The organism is Thauera sedimentorum, assembly GCF_014489115.1.
GTDB classification, from domain to species: Bacteria; Pseudomonadota; Gammaproteobacteria; order Burkholderiales; family Rhodocyclaceae; genus Pseudothauera; species Pseudothauera sedimentorum.
Genome location: NZ_JACTAH010000002.1, coordinates 1,441,842 through 1,458,186 on the forward strand (window position 1 = coordinate 1,441,842; position 16,345 = coordinate 1,458,186).

Sequence of the window (16,345 nt, forward strand, 5' to 3'; positions counted from 1 at the left end):
CGCAAGGAAGCAATCATGCTGCTGATGATCGACAACTACGACAGCTTCACCTACAACCTGGTGCAGTACTTCGGCGAACTCGGCGAGAAGGTCAAGGTGTTCCGCAACGACGAGATCACCGTGGAGCAGATCGGCCTGATGAAGCCCGACCACCTGGTGATCTCCCCGGGGCCGTGCTCGCCGGCCGAAGCCGGCATCTCGGTGGCGGCGATCCGCGAGTTCGCCGGCAAGATCCCCATCCTCGGCGTGTGCCTCGGCCACCAGAGCATCGGCGCGGCCTTCGGCGGCAAGATCGTCCATGCCCAGCGCCTGATGCACGGCAAGACCTCGCCGGTGCATCACAATGATGTCGGCGTGTTCCGCGGCCTGCCCAATCCGCTGACCTGCACGCGCTACCACTCGCTGGCCATCGAGCGCGCCAGCCTGCCGGAGTGCCTGGAGGTCACCGCGTGGACCGAGGACGGCGAGATCATGGGCGTGCGCCACAAGACGCTGGCGGTCGAGGGCGTGCAGTTTCACCCCGAGTCCATCCTCACCGAACACGGCCACGACCTGCTGAAGAACTTCCTCGAACAGACCCGGGAGACCGTGCAATGACGATCACCGCCCAACAGGCCCTGCAGCGCACCATCGACCATCGCGAGATCTTCTACGACGAGATGCTCTCGCTGATGCGCCAGATCATGGCCGGCGAGATCTCTCCGCTGATGACCGCCGCCATCCTCACCGGCCTGCGGGTCAAGAAGGAGACCATCGGCGAGATCACCGCCGCGGCGACGGTGATGCGCGAGCTCTCGGTCAAGGTGCATGTGGCGCCGCCGCACGATCATTTCCTCGACGTGGTCGGCACCGGCGGCGACGGCTCGCACACCTTCAACATCTCCACCGCCACCATCTTCGTGGCCGCCGCCGCCGGCGCGCGGGTGGCCAAGCACGGCGGGCGCAGCGTGTCGTCCAAGTCGGGCGCGGCCGACGTGCTCGAGTCGCTCGGGGTCAATCTGAATCTCTCGCCCGAGCAGATCGCCGCCTGCGTGGAAGAGACCGGCGTGGGCTTCATGTTCGCCCCCAACCACCACAGCGCGATGAAGAACGTCGCCCCGGTGCGCCGCGAGATGGGCGTGCGCACCATCTTCAACATCCTGGGGCCGCTGACCAACCCGGCCGGCGCGCCCAACACCCTGATGGGCGTGTTCCACTCCGACCTGGTCGGCATCCAGGCGCGCGTGATGCAGCGCCTGGGCGCCAACCATGTGCTGGTGGTGCACGGCCTGGACGGCATGGACGAGGTCAGCCTGGGTGCGGCCACCATGGTGGGCGAGCTCAAGGACGGCGAAGTGCGCGAGTACCAGATCCACCCCGAGGACTACGATCTGGCCATGGCCGGCACCCGCAACCTGCGGGTGGAGGACGCCGACGAGTCGCGCCAGGTGCTGATCGGCGCGCTGGAGAACAAACCCGGTCCGGCGCGCGAGATCGTCATCTTCAACGCCGGGGTGGCCTTGTACACCGCCAATCTGGCGGACTCCATCGGCAGCGGCATCCTGCGCGCGCGCGAGGCGGTGGCCAGCGGCGCGGCGCGCGCCAAGCTGGACGAATTCGTGCGCTTCACCCAGCAGTTCGGGAGTGCCTCGTGAGCGACATCCTCAATCGCATCAACGCGGTCAAGCGCGAAGAGGTCGAAGCGGGCAGGGCGGCGATGCCGCAGGCCGAGGTCGAACGCGCCGCGCGCGCCCAGCCCGCGGCGCGCGATTTCGTCGGCGCCCTGCGCGCCAAGATCGCCGCCGGCCGTCCCGCTGTGATCGCCGAGGTCAAGAAGGCCAGCCCCTCCAAGGGCGTGCTGCGCGAGGACTTCCGCCCCGCCGAGATCGCCGCCTCGTACGAGGCCGCCGGCGCGGCCTGCCTGTCGGTGCTCACCGACCGCCAGTTCTTCCAGGGCTCGCCGGACTACCTGCAGGCCGCCCGTGCCGCCTGCGCGTTGCCGGTGCTGCGCAAGGACTTCCTGATCGATCCCTGGCAGGTGTTCGAGGCCCGCGCGATGGGCGCCGACGCCATCCTGCTGATCGCCGCCTCGCTGAGCCTGGAAGAGATGCAGGAGATGGAGCGCATCGCCCATGAGCTCGGCATGGGCGTGCTGGTCGAGGTGCATGACGGCGCCGAGCTCGACCTCGCGCTGCAGCTGCGCACCCCGCTGCTCGGCATCAACAACCGCAACCTGCGCACTTTCGAGGTCTCGCTGGAGACCACGCTGGACCTGCTCGCGCGCATCCCGCCGTCGCGCATCGTGGTGACCGAGTCCGGCATCCTGCGCGCTGGCGACGTCGCGCTGATGCGCGCCAACGGCGTCAACGCCTTCTTGGTCGGCGAGGCCTTCATGCGCGCCGACGATCCGGGCGAGGGCCTGCGCGCCCTGTTCGGCTAAGGGCGCATGGCCGGGCAGCCGACGGCCACCCCGACCGCCGCGCGCCGCATTCGGCGCGTCGCGCCGAAGGTCCTTGCCGGGCTGCTCCTGTTCTTCCTCGCGGCGCTGCTGTGGCTGCTGGCCACCCAGTCCGGTTTGCGCGCCGCGCTGGGCCTGGCTGCCTGGGCGAGCGGCGGGCGGCTGACGGTCAGCGCGCCCGAGGGGCGCTTGATCGGCCCGCTCTCCATCGGCACGCTCGGCCTGGAAGACGCGGGTCTGCGCGTCGCCGCGGAGCGGCTTGAACTCGACTGGCAGCCGCGCGAGCTGCTCGCCGGCCGCCTGCAGGTCGACCGGCTCGCCATGGCCGCCCTGCGCGTCGCCACCGCACCCGGCGACCCGCAAGCGGCGAGCCCCGCATCACCGCCGGATAGCTTGCGTCTGCCGCTCGCGGTCGCGCTGCCCAAACTGCAGGTCGAGCTGCTGGCCGTCGAACCGTGGACCGCGGCGGATGACGGGCGGGCGCCGTTCGAGCTGCGCCAGCTTCGTGCTGCGGCGCACAGCGACGGCCGCCTGCACCGTATCGACCACCTGGAGCTGTCCCTGCCCGAGTCGAAGGTAGGCGTGGAGCGGCTCACCCTGGCCGCCGACGCGCCCTTTGCTCTGGGCGGCGAAGGCGGGCTGGAGGGGGCCATCCAGGGGCGCGCCTTCACTGCCCGCTTCACGCTCGCCGGCGACCTGCTCGCTCCGCTGCTGCGGCTCGATGCCGAGGGCGAGGGGCTGAGCGGCCACGCCGAGGCGCTGGCTGCGCCCTTCGATGCGGTGCCGCTGCGCCGCCTGCAACTGGCGCTCGGCGAGCTGGACCCGGCGGCCTTCGTCGATGGTGCCCCCCGGGCGGCCTTGCGGCTCAGCGCCGAGTTGCGCGGCGAGGCTTCCGCGGAATCCGGCGGGGAGTGGACGCTGGGCGGGCCGCTGCAGATCGACAACGCCCAACCGGGGCGCATCGACGAAGGGCGCCTGCCCTTCACCCGCATCGCCGGAACGCTGGGCTGGCAGGCGAGGGGGGCGCGGGTCGACGATCTGGCGGTTGCGCTGCCGGGCGAGGGACGTCTGAGTGGTTCCCTGGCCTGGCAGGCAGATGAGGTGCCGGGCGCCGAAGCGGCTGCGGCGCTGCTGCCGGGCCGCGTGCAGGCCGCGCTGTTGCTTTCCGCCATCGACCCGGCCTTGCTGAACGAGAGCTGGCCGGCGCTGCGGCTCTCCGGCCGCATCGAGGCCGAGTCGGCGGGCAGCTTGCAAACTGCGAATGCCGAACTCGACGCGGACGGCGCGACGCTGAACGCGGACCTCCGCCTCGATCGCGCCGAGCCTTCCGCGCCGGCCTTCGAGCTGCAGGCCGCGCTGCGCGGCCTGCCCTGGCGCCGCCTCTCGACCGATGCGCCGGAGGGGGTGCTGGGCATGGACCTGGGCGCGCAAGGCAGATGGTCCGACGCGCCACAGGCTGCGCTCACCCTGCGCCTGGCCGACAGCCGGCTGGCCGGCAAGGCGCTGGGCGGAGGCGGCCGGCTGGCGCTGGCCGGTGAGCGCGTGCATGACGTGGATCTCGGATTCGAGGTCGGCGGCAACCGCATCCTTCTCGCCGGTGCCTGGGGGCAGGCGGGCGACCGCCTGCGCCTCGTGCTAGACGCGCCGCAGCTGGCCGAGCTGGGACTCGGGCTGGGTGGTCGTGCGGGCGGGGAAGTGGAGCTCTCCGGGAGCCTCGCCGAGCCGGCCGGCGCATTCACGGTGTTCGCCGAAAACCTGCTGCTGCCGGGCGGCCTTCGCCTGGCCGGAGCGAACGGTCAGGGGCGGCTGGAGGCCGGGCTGGACGGACCGTTCCGGCTGGCCCTGGGGCTGTCGGGCGTGGGCGGCGCCGAGGCCGCGGACGGCGCGGCGTGGGTGGACGCCGGACAGCTTGTGGTGGAGGGTAGCCGTGCCGCGCACCGCATCGAGCTCTCCGCGCAAGCCGGCGAGGACAGCCTGCAGGCCGGCCTGGCCGGTGGCTTCGCTGGCGACGCGCTGCATTGGCAGGGGCGGCTCATGCAGTTGCAGACCGCCGGGCGCTTCCCAGCACGGCTGGTCGAGGCGGTCGCGCTGCAGGCAGGGCCGGGGCGGGTGGAACTGGCCCCGGCGCGCATCGACGCCGGCGAGCAGGGCAGCATCCGTCTGGCGCACACCCTGTGGACGCCTCAGCGCGCGGAGTTTCGCGGGTCGCTGTCGGGCCTGGCCTTCGGCCTGCATACCCGCGCGGACGGCCGCCCGCGGCGCGGGCCCGGCCCGCTGGTGCTGGGGGCCGAATGGGATGTCCGCCTGGCCGATACCGCGGAGGGCGAGCTGCGCGTGTTCCGCGAGGCCGGCGACCTGCAGGTGAGCGGCGAGATCCGCACCCGCCTCGGCCTGGAGCATCTGGAAGCCTGGCTGACCGCGCGCGACAACCGCCTGGCGCTGGCGGTCGATGCGCGGGGCAGCGAACTGGGCACGCTCACCGGTTCTTTGACTGCTCTGGCCGAACGTACGCCGGAGGGCGGCTGGCGCCTGGTGCCGGACGGCGCCCTGCTGGGTTCCGCGCATCTGGCGATGCCGTCGATCGCCTGGATGGGCCGCCTGCTGCAGGAAAACGTCGAGACCGCCGGACGCCTCGCCGCGGACTTCACGGTGTCGGGCACGCCGGCCGACCCCTTGGCCAGCGGGCGGGTGAGCGGCAGCGAGATCGTGCTCGCCCTGGTCGACCAGGGCCTGCACCTGTCCGGCGGCGAACTGCTGGCCGAGTTCGACCGCGACCGCCTGCGCCTCACCCGTCTGGACTTCGTGTCGCCCAACCGCGTGCGCCCGCGCGACCCGCGCCCGCCGGTGGACGCGCTCACCGCCACCCCGGGCACGCTCGGTGCGCAAGGCGAGATCGCGCTCGACAGCGGCGTAGGGCGTTTCGATTTCCGTGCCGAGCGCCTGCCGCTGCTGCAGCGCCCCGACCGCTGGCTCATCCTCTCGGGCGAGGGCGAGGCGCGTTCGACATGGAGCACGCTCGCGCTCAAGGCAGACCTGCGCGCCGATGCCGGCTACGTGGAACTGGCCGACACGCCGCCGCCCAGCCTGTCGGACGACGTGGTGGTGCTCGGCCGCGAAGCGCCTGCCGGCGGCGGACTGGGGGTGGATGCCGACATCCGCGTGTCGCTCGGCGAGCAACTCTATCTGTCGGCGCTCGGCCTCGATACACGGCTCACTGGCGAACTACGCCTGCGCCGCAGTGCAGGGCGGCCGCTGTCGGCCACCGGCACCATCGCCACCGCGGGCGGCAGCTTCCGCGGCTACGGCCAGCAACTGAGCATCGAGCGCGGGCTGATCAACTTTCAGGGCGCGCTCGACAACCCGGGGCTGAACGTGGTCGCGCTGCGCAAGGGGCTTGCGGTGGAGGCCGGGGTGGCGATCGGCGGCAGCGCGCGCCGGCCGCAGGTGCGGCTGGTGTCCGACCCGCCGGTGCCGGACCCGGAGAAGCTGTCGTGGATCGTGCTGGGCCGCGCGCCGGATGCCGGGGCCGGCGCGGATCTCGGCCTGCTGCTGCCGGCCGCGCAAGCCCTGCTCGGCGGCCCGGGCGGCGGCATGACCGAGCAGCTCTCGCGCAGCCTGGGCTTCGACGAGTTCAGCATTGGCCAGGGCGAGGTCGGCGGCGCGTCGCGCCGCGCCACCAGCCGGGTGGTCGGCAGCGGTACCGCGGTGGAGGGCGACAGCACGCTGGGCGGGCAGGTGCTGACCGTGGGCAAGCGCCTGTCCAGCGACCTCTACCTGTCCTTCGAGCAGAGCCTGGGCGGGGCGGAGAGCCTGGTCAAGCTGACCTATCAGCTCAGCCGCCGGGTGTCGCTGGTGGCACGCGGCGGTACCGACAACGCGATCGACGCCTATTACACATTTTCATTCCGCTAGGGCGGAATGCTTGGGCAGTGCCGCGGTCACACGGACGCAAGACATAACATACCCGACAGAGGAGGACCGGCCATGAACGAGAGACTGACAACCCCAGGCTGCGACGTCGCCATCCTCGGCGGCGGCTGCTTCTGGTGCCTGGAAGCGGTATTCCGCGAAGTCGAGGGCGTGCGCAAGGTCACTTCGGGCTATGCCGGCGGCCACGTCGAGGCGCCGAGCTATCGCCAGGTCTGCGAAGGCGGCACCGGCCACGCCGAGGTGGTGCGCATCGAGTACGACCCGGCGGTGATCGGCTTTCGCGACCTGCTGGCGATCTATTTCACCATCCACGACCCGACCACGGTGGACCGCCAGGGCAACGACATCGGCCCGCAGTACCGCTCCATCATCCTCGCCACCTCGGAAGCACAGGTGCACGAGGCGCTGGCGGTGATCGAGGAGATGGGCGAGGCGCGCGTCTTCCCCTCGGCGATCGTCACCCGGGTGGAACGCGCCGGGACGTTCTGGCCTGCCGAGGCGGAGCATCACGACTACTTTGCGCGGCACTCCGACCTGCCCTACTGCCAGTACGTGGTGGCGCCCAAGGTGGCCAAGTTCCGCGAGCGGTTCGGCGTGCGCCGGCGCAAGGACTGAAGCCCGGCAGCATGCGGCGGGGCGGGCGGGAGACGCCGGCGCCGTATCCGGTAGAATCGCGCCTTCCAATCACCGACAGCAGAGCAGGAGCATCCATGTCCCAGACCACCACCGCCAGCGGCCTCGTGATCGAAGAGCTGGAAGTCGGCAGCGGCGAAGCCGCCGCCAAGGGCCACACCGTCACCGTGCATTACACGGGCTGGCTGACCGACGGCAAGAAGTTCGATTCCAGCAAGGATCGCAACGACCCCTTCGAATTCCCGCTCGGCGCCGGCTACGTGATCCGTGGCTGGGACGAGGGCGTGCAGGGCATGCTGGTGGGCGGCAAGCGCAAGCTGACCATCCCGCCGGAACTGGGCTACGGCGCACGCGGCGCCGGCGGCGTGATCCCGCCGAATGCCACCCTGGTGTTCGAGGTGGAACTGCTCGGCGTGCGCTGAGCGAAACAGGCCGACGCCAGGTCGGCATGTAGGAGCGGCCTTGGCCGCGATGCGGCCTTCGGGGAAACGGCGACCGCATTGCGGCCAAGGCCGCTCCTACGTGGTACTTGCCACCACGGTGATGATGGCCTCGCCGTAGGCCTCCAGCTTGCGGTCGCCGATGCCGCTGATGCCGGCCAGCTCGGCCAGGCTGTGCGGGCGGGCGAGCGCGATTTCGCGCAGCGTGGCGTCGTGGAAGATCACGTAGGCCGGCACGTTGCGCTCCTTGGCGGTCTCCGCGCGCCAGGCGCGCAGGCGGTCGAACAGGGTGGTGGGGATGCCCGCCGGGATCTCCAGGCTGGTGCTGCGGCGCTTGGTGCGGCGCTGCTTCTCGGGCACCAGGCGCAGCATGAACCCGGCCTCGCCGCGCAGCAGCGGGCGCGCCTCGTCGGTGAGTGCGAGCGCGCCGTAGCGCTCGTGGTCCACCGCCAGCAGGCCGCGGGCCACCAGCTGGCGGAAGAGGGTGCGCCAGGTCTTGTCGTCCACATCGGCGCCGATGCCGAAGGTGCTCACCGCCTCGTGACCGCGTTCGAGCACCTTCTCGCTGCGCTCGCCGCGCAGCACGTCGATCAGGTGGCCGGCGCCGTAGCGCTGGCCGGTACGGAACACGCAGGACAGCGCCTTGCGCGCGGCGTCGGTGGCGTCCCAGGTCTGCGGCGGCTCCAGGCAGTTGTCGCAGTTGCCGCAGGGGCCGCTCGCCTCGCCGAAGTATTCCAGCAGATGCTGGCGGCGGCAGCCGGTGCTCTCCACCAGGCCGACCAGGGCGTCCAGGCGGGCGCGCGCCAGGCGCTTGAAGTCCTCGCCGCCTTCGGATTCGTCGATCATGCGGCGCTGCTGCACCACGTCGGCCGCGCCCCAGGCCATCCAGGCCTCGGCCGGCAGGCCGTCGCGCCCGGCACGCCCGGTCTCCTGGTAATAGCCCTCCACCGAGCGCGGCAGGTCGAGGTGGGCGACGAAGCGCACGTCCGGCTTGTCGATGCCCATGCCGAAGGCGATGGTGGCCACCATGACGATGCCGTCCTCGCGCAGGAAGCGCACCTGGTTGGCGGCGCGCTCCTCGCTGGGCATGCCGGCATGGTAGGGCAGGGCGTCAACGCCGTGTTCGGCCAGCCAGGCGGCGGTTTCCTCCACCTTGCGGCGCGACAGGCAATACACGATGCCCGCCTCGTCCTGGTGGTCCTCGCGGATGAAGGCGAGCAGCTGGCGGCGCGGGTCGGCCTTGTCCACCATGCGGTAGCGGATGTTGGGGCGGTCGAAGCTGGAGACGAAGCGGCGCGCGTCGGCCAGGCGCAGGTTGCGGGCGATCTCCTCGCGGGTCTGGCGGTCGGCGGTGGCGGTCAGCGCGATGCGCGGGATGGCCGGATAGCGCTCCGGCAGGATGGAGAGCTGCAGGTACTCGGGGCGGAAGTCGTGCCCCCATTGCGACACGCAGTGGGCCTCGTCGATGGCAAAGAGCGCCAGCCGCCGGGTGTCGCGCAACTCGTCCAGGGTGTCGAGGAAGCGCGGGGTGAGCAGGCGCTCGGGGGCGACGTAGAGCAGGTCCAGGCGGCCGGCGAAGAGCTCGCGCTCGACCGCGCGCGCCTCGTCCAGCGACAGGCTGGAGTTCAGGCAGGCCGCGGCCACCCCGGCTTCGACCAGCGCGCTGACCTGGTCCTGCATCAGCGCGATCAGCGGCGAGACGACGATGGCGGTGCCCTCGCGCAGCAGCGCGGGGATCTGGTAGCACAGCGACTTGCCGCCGCCGGTGGGCATCAGCACCAGCGCATCGCCGCCGGCCGCCACGTGTTCGACGATGGCTTGCTGCTCGCCGCGGAAGGCGGTGTAGCCGAAGACGTGTTCGAGGACGTGGTGGGCGGAGCGGGGAGTGGGCTGGGGGGCGTTCATCGGCGCTATTCTACTTGGCCGCCGCCGGGCTCGCTGCGCGGACCGGCCGGGGCCGGTCGCCGGCATGGCGAGTGCGGCACTTGACCGCGGCGGCGGGGGCGCCGATATTCACGTTGTATCGGCTGCACGAGCACATGCAGGAGGAGGAACGTGATGCCGAAGACCGACACCAGCAGACTGTTCGCCGCCTATCCGCATCTGGCGGAGATCGGCGAAAAATGGGGCTCCCGGGAATGCCGCAAGTTGATAAACGGCTTGATGAACGACACCCGCAGTGGCGGGCGGAGCGGTTTTCCGCCCGAACACGCCTCGACCATCATGATGTTGCTGCTCGAGCACGACCGCGAGTTCCCGGACTTCGACGAGAGTGCGACGACGAGCTGGTGGGAGCGGGACCAGGGCCGCAAGGGCGTTCAGGACTGACCTGGCAGCGCACATGCTGCCGCGTGACCGCAGGTTGCTTCGATGAGTGACGAGCTGATCGAGTTTTCCGCCGAAGCGCCGGCGGATGCGCCGGCACGTGTCCGGCAGGGCTGGAAGGTGCTGATCGTCGACGACGACGAGGACGTGCACCGCAGCACGGAACTCGGCCTTGCCGGCGTCGAGGTGGTCGGGCGCCCGCTGCAGTTCCTGCACGCCTATTCCGCCGCCGAGGCGCGCGAGTGTTTCGCGCACGAAACCGACCTCGCGGTGATCCTGCTCGACGTGGTGATGGAAACCCAGGACGCCGGCCTGGCCCTGGTCGACGAGGTGCGCAACCGCTACGGGCTGCACGAGGCGCGCATCATCCTGCGTACCGGCCAGCCGGGCTATGCGCCCGAGCTCGAAGCCATCCGCGACTACGACATCAACGACTACAAGAACAAGTCCGAACTCTCCCGCGGCCGGCTGTTCGCCGCGCTCACCGCCGCGATACGCACCTACCAGCAGCTGCACATCATCAATGCCGGCCGCGCCGGTCTGGCCAAGATCGTTCACGGCAGCGCGGCCCTGTTGCGCACCGAGGGGCTGGCCGAGTTTGCCGCCGGGGTGATCACCCAGATCGCCGGCCTGCTCGGTTTGCAGCCCGAGGGCCTGGTGTGCGCCCGCAGCGACGGGGATGACGGAGCGGTGGTGGTGGCCGCCGCAGGCCGCTTCCAGCCGGCGATTGGCCGGGCGCTGGACACGCTGCAGGAGGCGTCGGTGCGCGTAATGCTCGAGCGTGCCTTGCGCGAACGCGCCGCGGTGAGCGGCGAGGGGCGCGGCATGGCGCTGTACTTCGGCGGGCAGGGCGGGCGCAGCCTGGCGGCATGGGTGGATGCCGGGTGCGCCGACGAGAACAGCCTGGACCCCGGCCTGCTCGAGGTGTTCTGCACCAATGTGGCGATGTGCCTGGACAACGCCGGCCTGGTCGAGCGCTTGAGCGCCTACTCCTATTACGACCAGCTGCTCCACCTGCCGAACCGGCGTCATCTGGTCGAGCAGCTCGACGCCTGCCTGGCGCGTGGCGCGGGCAGGCGCGGCCTGTTGGCGGTGCTGGACATCGACCACTTCGGCGAGATCAACGGCGCCTTCGGCCACCGCTACGGCGACCGCCTGCTGAACGCCGCGGCCCTGCGCCTGGTCGGGGGCTGCCCGGACGCGCTGGTGGCGCGGGTGGGCAGCGACATCTTCGCGGTGCTGTGGCGCGAGGCCCCGCCGCCGGCGGACGGCCTGCGCTACCTGTTCGACGAGGCGCTGACCGTCGACGGCGAACCCATCACCGTGTCGGTGACCGGCGGCACCGTGGCGCTGGCCGATGTGGCGGGGGACGGCAACGAGGCGCTGGAGGCGGCTTTCCTGGCGCTCAAGCACGCCAAGCAGGGCATGCGCGGCAGCCTGGCCGCCTACAGCGCGCAGATGGGCGACGCCATCCGCGACCGCGTACATCTGCTCAACCGCCTGCGCGAGGCCTTTGCCACCGAGCAACTGTTCCTCGCCTTCCAGCCGCAGGTCGACCTGGCCAGCGGGCGCTGCGTGGGGGCCGAGGCCCTGCTGCGCTGGCGCACCGCCGAGGGCGAGATGATCCCGCCCGACCGCTTCATCCCGCTCGCCGAGCAGTCCGGGCTGATCGTCGCGCTGGGCGAATGGGTGATGCGCCAGGCCTGCCGCGAGGCGGTGGCGCTCGCCGCGCGCGGCCGCGGCGACCTGCGCATCGCGGTCAACGTCTCGCTCACCCAGTTCCGCGATCCGCGCTTCATCGACCGCCTGCGCGCCGTGCTGGCCGAAACCGGCGCTTCGCCGGCGCAGATCGAGCTGGAGATCACCGAGTCGGTGGCCATGGGCGAGGGCGCCCGCATCGTCGAGCTGTTCGGCCGCATCCGTGAGATGGGGCTGGAACTGGCGATCGACGATTTCGGTACCGGCTACTCCTCGCTCAGCCAGTTGCAGCGCATGAATGTTGACCGGCTGAAGATCGACCGTGCCTTCGTGCAGGCGCTCGGGCAGGAGGCGCGCGGCAGCGAGATCGCCGCGCTGGTCTGCGGCCTCGGCGGCCGCCTCGGCATCGAACTGATCGCCGAGGGCATCGAGGAGGCGGCACAGCAGGCGCATCTGCACGAGATGGGGTGCCAGCTCGGCCAGGGCTACCTGTTTGCCCGGCCGATGCCGGCGGCCGAATGGCATGCCTGGCTGGATGCACATGGCGACGCGGCGGGCCGCTGAGCGCTTCTCCCTTGCACTGCTTCCGCTGCTCGCCGCGTGGGCGCTGCTGGCCTGCGCGCCGCCCGAGCCGGTGCGCATCGGCTTCGTCGGCGGCCTGTCCGGCCGGGTGGCCGACCTGGGCAGCGAAGGCAAGGACGGCGCCCAGCTTGCGATCGAGCAGGCCAATGCGGCCGACGGCCTGGCCGGACGGCGCATCGAACTGCTGGTGCGCGACGATGCCCAGGACGCGGAGACGGCGCGGCGGGCGATGCGCGAGCTGATCGATGCCGGTGTCGAGGTGATCGTCGGGCCGATGACCAGCGCGATGGCCGAGGTGGTGATCCCGCTGGCCGACGAAGCCGGGGTGACGCTGATCTCGCCCACGGTGACCAGCTCCCGCTTCTCCGGGCGCGACGACCACTTCTTCCGGGTGATCTCCGCCACCACCGAGTACGCCCGCGCCGCGGCAGGCTTCCTGGCGGGCGAACGCGGGGCACGGCGCGCGGCGCTGATCATCGACCAGGGCAATCTCGCCTACACCGCCGACTGGGCCGAGCAGTTCGGCGCCGCCTTCGCCGAGGGCGGCGGCGCGGTGCTGCGGGTGGAGCGCTTCAGCTCGGGCGAGGAAGCGAGCCTGCTGCCGCAGGTGGCGCGCATGCTCGAAGCGCGGCCCGATGCCCTGGTGGTGGTGGCCGGCGCGGTGGATGCCGCGCGCATCGTGCAGCTGTTGCGCCAGCGCGCCGCCCAGCTCGATCTGCTGATCGCCGACTGGGCGGCGACCGAGCGTTTCGTCGAGCTCGGCGGCGCGGCGGCCGAGGGCGTGTTCGCCCCGCAGTATTTCGACCGCGAGGACCAGGCCGAGCGCTTCCGCGCCTTCCGCGCCGCCTACGAGGAACGCTTCGGCGCCTCGCCCGGCTTTGCCAGCGTGGCCGGCTACGATGCCGCCAATGTCGCGCTCGCGGCGGTGGCCGGACGCTCGGGCGCCAGCGTGAAGGCCCGTCTGCTGGCGCAGGGGCGCTTCGAGGGCGTGCAGCGGTCCATTGTCTTCGACCGCTACGGCGACTCCTCCCGCCCGATTCACCTGACCGTGGTGCGTGAGGGCCGCTTCATGCCGGCCAGTGGGGGAGGCGGCCGGTGAGACCGCAGCCCCTGGCGCGCCTGCTTTTCCTCCGTTCCCTGCTGGTGGCCACCGCGACCTTTGCGGTGGTCTATCCGATGGTCATCTACTGGCTGATGCCGCAGGCGACCCGCGAGATCGAGCAGCGCCAGATCCAGCTCGGCAACGCCATCGTCGGCCAGGTCCAGGCCCACCTCGCCGGCCCCGCCTTCGCGCTGGAAGGCATCTCCCGCGCGCTGGTGGCCGAGCGCGGGCTGGCGCCGCAGTATGTCTATGCGCTGCTCGACGGCTTCCTCGAGCAGCCGGGCAGTTTCTCCTCGCTCTATCTGGTCGACCGCTCCGGGCGGGTGGTTGCCGTGGGCCTGCCGCCGGCACGCCGCGGCCTGCGCGCAGACCTGCTGGGGCTGGACCTGTCCGCCCACCCCTTGTGGCGTACCGCGCGCGAATCCACCGAAACCCACTGGACGGACACCTTCCTGTCCACCGTGGACGGCGGCTTCACCGTCGCCGCGGCGCGGCGGGCCGGCGCCTTCACCCTGATCGGCGAGCTGGCCTTCGACCCGCTCGTCGGCCGCCTGAAAGCGGTGTCCGCCGACGGCGACCTGCGCACCCTGCTGCTCGACCGGCGCGGACGGGCACTGGCCGACTCGCACGACGAACTGCGTGCGCGCCTGCAGGACTTCGGCAACCACGACTTCGTGCGCTCGCCGCAGAGCTTTGCCGACCAGGTGGTGCGTTTCGGCTTCGAAGGCGAGGCGATGCTGGGCACCGTGGCGCGGGTGCCGGATCTCGGCTGGCGGGTGCTGGTGATGCGTTCCGAAGCCAGCGCCTACCGTCCGGCGCGCACCGCCAGCCTGATCCTGCTCGGCGGGCTTGCCGCGGCGGTGGGCATCGGCCTGCTCGGCGCAGCGGTCCAGGCGCGCTATTTCGGCCGGCAGTTCGCGCGCCTGTCGGCCTTTGCGGGCGAGGTCGGCGAAGGCCGTTACGGGCTGGCGTGGACCCCGGCGCGGGTCAGCGAGATCAACGACCTGGCGGTGGCGGTCGAGCGCATGGGCGAGACCGTGCAGGGTCGCGAGGCGGCGCTGGCGGCCAGCCGCGCGGCCTACCGCGAGATGGTGGAGAGCACCACCGAGCTGGTGGTCAGGCTGGACGCCGGCTGGAACGTGACCTACGCCAACCCGGCGGCCTGCCGGTTGCTGGGCGTGAGCGAGGCGGAGATGATCGGCCAGCCCATGGGGCGCTGGCTGTGCTTCGACGACGAGCGCTGGCAGCACGAGCTGTTCGGCCGCCTGTCGGCCGGCGCCGAGAGCGTTGCGTTCGAGTGCCCGATGGTCGACGCCGCGGGCAAGACCCATCATGTGGCGTGGACCCTGGTGGTGGCCCACGACGAAGGCGGCGTGCGCCGTTATGGCGCCATCGGGCGCGACATCACCGACCGCTGGCAGGCGGGCGAGGCGCTGGCGCGCAGCGAGGCGCGGCTGCGCGCCACGCTGGATTCGGCGACCACGGTGGCCATCCAGTGGTACGACGCGGCCGGGCGGGTGCTGTACTGGAACCCCGGTTCGGCACTGCTCTACGGTTACGGGGCGGAAGAGGCGCTGGGGCGTACGCTGGAGGCGCTGGGGGTGCTGCCGGCCGATCGCATGCGGGCCTTCCGCGACATGCTGGCACGGCTGGACGTGGACGGCGGCACCGAAGCCCCGGTCGAGCTGCCGGTGCGCAACAGGGCCGGCGAGACGCGGCATATCCTGATGACCGCGTTCTCCATTCCGGCGCGCGAGGGCGGACGCTACTTCGTGTGCATGGACATCGACATCAGCGAACGGCGCGAGGCGGGCGAACGCCTGCGCGAGCTCAACGAGACCCTGGAGCTGCGGGTGGCCGAACGTACCGCTGCGCTCGAGCGCTCCAACAGCGAACTGGCGGCGGCCCTGGACCACCTGCGCATGACCCAGGACGAGCTGCTGCGCGCCGAGAAGCTGGCCGCGCTCGGCGCGCTGGTGGCCGGCGTCGCCCACGAGCTGTCCACCCCGCTGGGCAACGGCCTGATGGCGGCCAACACCGTGGCCGACCACACCCGCGCGCTCAGGCGCGAGCTCGAAGGCGGGCTCAAGCGCTCCTCGCTGGAGCAGTACCTGGGCGATACCGAGGCCGGCACGGCCATCATCGAGCGCAATCTGCAGCGCGCCGCCGAACTGGTGGCCAGTTTCCGCCAGGTGGCGGTGGACCAGGCCAGCTCGCAGCGCCGCCAGTTCGCCCTCGGCGAGGTGGTGGACGAACTGGCGCTGACCCTGCGCCCCTCCTTCAAGCGCCAGCCCTGGAAGCTGGAAACCGACGTGGAGCCCGGCCTGCTGCTCGACAGCTATCCGGGGCCGCTCGGCCAGGTGCTCACCAACCTGGTCAACAACGCCATCGTGCACGGTTTTGCCGGGCGAGACAGCGGCACGGTGACCGTGCGCGGGCGGGCCGACGGCGAGGACGCGGTGCTGATCGAGGTGTGCGATGACGGCCGCGGGATCAGCGCCGAGCACCGCCGGCGCATCTTCGATCCCTTCTTCACCACCCGGCTGGGGCAGGGCGGCAGCGGGCTGGGCCTGCACATCGTGCACAGCCTGGTGAGCAACCTGCTGGGCGGCACGGTGGAGGTGGACAGCCGTCCCGGCGAGGGGACGCGCATGCGGGTGCGGATTCCGCGCCGCGCACCCGAAAACCAGGACTCAGAGACTGCGGATACGGCCGATCAGCGCGGTGGTTGAGCGCTCGTGGCGGAAGGGGATGGAATGCACGCTGCCGCCCCAGCCGCGTACCTCGGCGGCGCCGACGATGCGTTCGGGCGCCCAGTCGCCGCCCTTGACCAGCACGTCCGGCCGGCAGGCGAGGATGCGTGCCAGCGGGGTGTCCTCGTCGAACCAGGTGACCAAGTCCACGCAGTCCAGCGCGGCCATCACCGCCAGGCGGTCTTCCAGCGGATTCACCGGGCGGTCCTCACCCTTGCCCAGTCGGCGCACCGAGGCGTCGGTGTTGAGCGCCACCACCATGGCCGCGCCCAGCGCGCGGGCCTGCGCCAGATAGGTCACATGGCCGCGGTGCAGGATGTCGAAGCAGCCGTTGGTGAACACCAGCGGGCGGGGCAGCGTGGCCACGCGCTCGGCAAGCGCCTCGGGCGGACAGATCTTGTCTTCGAAGGCGGGGTGGGGGTAGTCCATGGTCGGGGAGCGGGCG

12 protein-coding genes are annotated in these 16,345 nt (G+C 71.6%); 10 read left to right on the forward strand and 2 right to left on the reverse strand.

From position 1 onward, the window contains the following. The first annotated feature begins 15 nt into the window (after positions 1-15). The 6 genes from IAI53_RS16645 (at position 16) to IAI53_RS16670 (ending at position 7,422) form a co-directional block, all read left to right on the forward strand. Positions 16-597 carry an aminodeoxychorismate/anthranilate synthase component II gene (locus IAI53_RS16645; protein WP_187719256.1) on the forward strand — a complete coding sequence of 194 codons (582 nt, stop codon included), beginning with the start codon at positions 16-18 and terminating at the stop codon, positions 595-597. Next, on the forward strand, positions 594-1,634 hold the full coding sequence (gene trpD, locus IAI53_RS16650; protein ID WP_187719257.1) for an anthranilate phosphoribosyltransferase: 1,041 nt from the start codon (positions 594-596) through the stop codon (positions 1,632-1,634). Before IAI53_RS16645 ends, trpD begins: the two co-directional genes overlap by 4 nt. After that, the gene (trpC, locus tag IAI53_RS16655) at positions 1,631-2,419 is read left to right on the forward strand and encodes an indole-3-glycerol phosphate synthase TrpC (protein ID WP_187719258.1); all 789 of its coding nucleotides are present in this window, start codon (positions 1,631-1,633) and stop codon (positions 2,417-2,419) included. Before trpD ends, trpC begins: the two co-directional genes overlap by 4 nt. 6 nt (positions 2,420-2,425) lie before the next feature. Beyond that, a complete protein-coding gene (locus IAI53_RS16660) occupies positions 2,426-6,349 on the forward strand; it encodes a translocation/assembly module TamB domain-containing protein (RefSeq protein WP_187719259.1) in 3,924 nt (1,307 codons plus the stop codon). Positions 6,350-6,421: 72 nt separating this feature from the next. After that, positions 6,422-6,982, forward strand: a complete 561-nt coding sequence (gene msrA / locus IAI53_RS16665; protein WP_187719260.1) for a peptide-methionine (S)-S-oxide reductase MsrA — start codon at positions 6,422-6,424, stop codon at positions 6,980-6,982. Positions 6,983-7,077: 95 nt separating this feature from the next. After that, entirely contained in the window at positions 7,078-7,422 is a 345-nt protein-coding gene (locus IAI53_RS16670) for an FKBP-type peptidyl-prolyl cis-trans isomerase (RefSeq protein ID WP_187719261.1), read from the forward strand. Between the two features lie 96 nt (positions 7,423-7,518). On the opposite strand, the gene recQ is transcribed toward IAI53_RS16670, so the two are convergent. Beyond that, the gene (recQ, locus tag IAI53_RS16675; protein ID WP_187719262.1) at positions 7,519-9,345 is read right to left on the reverse strand and encodes a DNA helicase RecQ; all 1,827 of its coding nucleotides are present in this window, start codon (positions 9,343-9,345) and stop codon (positions 7,519-7,521) included. Positions 9,346-9,498: 153 nt separating this feature from the next. On the opposite strand from recQ, the gene IAI53_RS16680 reads away from it, so the two are divergent. Genes IAI53_RS16680 through IAI53_RS16695 form a run of 4 tightly spaced genes read left to right on the forward strand, consistent with a single transcriptional unit; the run spans position 9,499 to position 15,879 of the window. Then, positions 9,499-9,768: a hypothetical protein gene (locus tag IAI53_RS16680; protein ID WP_187719263.1), complete on the forward strand. Its 270-nt coding sequence runs from the start codon at positions 9,499-9,501 to the stop codon at positions 9,766-9,768. A 42-nt stretch (positions 9,769-9,810) separates the two neighbouring features. Next, positions 9,811-12,027, forward strand: a complete 2,217-nt coding sequence (locus IAI53_RS16685; protein WP_187719264.1) for an EAL domain-containing response regulator — start codon at positions 9,811-9,813, stop codon at positions 12,025-12,027. Then, the gene (locus tag IAI53_RS16690; RefSeq protein WP_187719265.1) at positions 12,005-13,144 is read left to right on the forward strand and encodes an ABC transporter substrate-binding protein; all 1,140 of its coding nucleotides are present in this window, start codon (positions 12,005-12,007) and stop codon (positions 13,142-13,144) included. The genes IAI53_RS16685 and IAI53_RS16690 overlap by 23 nt, the downstream gene beginning before the upstream one ends. Further along, entirely contained in the window at positions 13,141-15,879 is a 2,739-nt protein-coding gene (locus IAI53_RS16695; RefSeq protein ID WP_187719266.1) for a PAS domain S-box protein, read from the forward strand. Before IAI53_RS16690 ends, IAI53_RS16695 begins: the two co-directional genes overlap by 4 nt. Here the strand turns inward: IAI53_RS16695 and rfaE2 are convergent. Then, entirely contained in the window at positions 15,841-16,329 is a 489-nt protein-coding gene (rfaE2, locus tag IAI53_RS16700) for a D-glycero-beta-D-manno-heptose 1-phosphate adenylyltransferase (protein ID WP_187719267.1), read from the reverse strand. The two genes, IAI53_RS16695 and rfaE2, sit on opposite strands and share 39 nt — an antisense overlap. Positions 16,330-16,345: the final 16 nt, after the last annotated feature.

Coding starts and splice junctions, on each gene's coding strand:
- IAI53_RS16645 (WP_187719256.1), top strand. CDS start 16: ATGCTGCTGATGATCGACAACTACGACAGCTTCACCTACAACCTGGTG.
- trpD (WP_187719257.1), top strand. CDS start 594: ATGACGATCACCGCCCAACAGGCCCTGCAGCGCACCATCGACCATCGC.
- IAI53_RS16660 (WP_187719259.1), top strand. CDS start 2,426: ATGGCCGGGCAGCCGACGGCCACCCCGACCGCCGCGCGCCGCATTCGG.
- msrA (WP_187719260.1), top strand. CDS start 6,422: ATGAACGAGAGACTGACAACCCCAGGCTGCGACGTCGCCATCCTCGGC.
- IAI53_RS16670 (WP_187719261.1), top strand. CDS start 7,078: ATGTCCCAGACCACCACCGCCAGCGGCCTCGTGATCGAAGAGCTGGAA.
- recQ (WP_187719262.1), bottom strand. CDS start 9,345: ATGAACGCCCCCCAGCCCACTCCCCGCTCCGCCCACCACGTCCTCGAA.
- IAI53_RS16680 (WP_187719263.1), top strand. CDS start 9,499: ATGCCGAAGACCGACACCAGCAGACTGTTCGCCGCCTATCCGCATCTG.
- IAI53_RS16685 (WP_187719264.1), top strand. CDS start 9,811: ATGAGTGACGAGCTGATCGAGTTTTCCGCCGAAGCGCCGGCGGATGCG.
- IAI53_RS16690 (WP_187719265.1), top strand. CDS start 12,005: ATGGCGACGCGGCGGGCCGCTGAGCGCTTCTCCCTTGCACTGCTTCCG.
- rfaE2 (WP_187719267.1), bottom strand. CDS start 16,329: ATGGACTACCCCCACCCCGCCTTCGAAGACAAGATCTGTCCGCCCGAG.